The organism is Staphylococcus sp. EG-SA-2 (assembly GCF_017152085.1).
Window position 1 is genome coordinate 1 of record NZ_JACYHC010001244.1, and the last position, 627, is coordinate 627.

Below are 627 nucleotides of genomic sequence, written 5' to 3' on the forward strand. Positions count from 1 at the left end.
AACCATTAATCGTATTTGTTGCTGAAGTTTTCGCATTTCTTAAGTTTTCAGCACCATTTAAAGCCGCTTTCGCTCTTGTAACTGCATTTAATGCATTATCAACGTCTGCTTTAGATGTGTTACCACCTGTTTGTTTATTTAAAATGCCTTCAGCCGCTGTGACAGCTTGCGTATATGCATTTCGTTTTGATTCATCTGCATCAAGATAATTTTGATTTCTTAATGTCGCATCTTTATCATTGATTGCACCTTGTAAGCTATTCATAGCGCCGTCTAATGTATTGGCATTTGTTTTTACAGTATTAACGCCATCAACAGTCGTCGCTTGATTGATTTGACCTTCTAACGCAGTACGTTGTGCATTCGTAATATGGTTTAAAGTACCTAAGTTTTGTCTAGCTGCCGCTTTCGCTTCTGCCAGTTTAGCATCCCCATTCAATGCATCTTTCGTACTTGTTACTTGTTGTAATGCACGGTCAACTGCTGCTTTATCTGAATTGGAACCTGTTTGTTTATTTAAAATTGCTTTCGCAGCAGCTACAGCTTGATCATAAGCAGTTTTCTTACTTTGTTCAGCGTCACGATATTTTTGAGTTTGTTTTGTTGCATTTTCATCATCAATACCAT

At 37.3% G+C, this 627-nt stretch carries 1 protein-coding gene; it reads right to left on the reverse strand.

Translation table 11 applies throughout. The features are described from left to right. A partial coding sequence (locus IDG60_RS20240) for a GA module-containing protein (protein WP_164826062.1) occupies window positions 1-627 on the reverse strand: 627 nt, incomplete at both ends.